Annotated in this window: 1 protein-coding gene; it reads left to right on the top strand. The window is 62.5% G+C overall.

Annotated elements, in window-relative coordinates; all coding sequences use genetic code 11:
• Positions 1-46 precede the first annotated feature (46 nt).
• The coding region (locus AC3WWH_RS34810) for an AI-2E family transporter (protein ID WP_492377632.1) at positions 47-552 on the top strand (506 nt) is incomplete at its 3' end.

Below are 552 nucleotides of genomic sequence, written 5' to 3'. Positions count from 1 at the left end.
GTGTGTCGTCTGTGAAAATGTGCCCCTGGAGGAGGCGGATCGGGCAATGTCAGGTTCTCGCAGATGGATAGGGCCTGTTCTCGGCACGGGCGCGCTTGCCCTGCTGGTGATCGGTTGCGCCCTGGTCCTCTGGCCCTTCCTGTCGGCTTTGTTGTGGGCTGCGGTGATCTGTTTCTCGACCTGGCCGCTCTACCGCCAATGCGAACGTGCCGTCGGAGGATATCGCCCAGCTGCCGCGGCGATAATGACGATGCTGGTCGTCTTTGTCTTGGCAGCACCCCTTGCGTTCCTTGTGACCGCGCTCGTGGACGATATAAAGACTGTTGCCGAAGCGATTGCGCACGTCCTGGAAGAGGGGCCGTCGGCGCCGCCCAACTGGGTCAAGGGCCTGCCGATTATTGGCGAAGGCGTTGCGACCTACTGGGAGAACCTCGCTCATGACGCCCCAGCGTTCATAGCTGAACTCAAGAAACTGACGGGCCCCGTCACCGATATGGCGCTTGCAGGCGGAGCGGCCCTCGGGGCCGTCCTGCTTGAGCTCGCGCTCAGCAT

The organism is Ensifer sp. EB106-03-01-XG145 (assembly GCF_058792075.1).
This window is presented reverse-complemented; position numbering and strand designations above follow the sequence as displayed.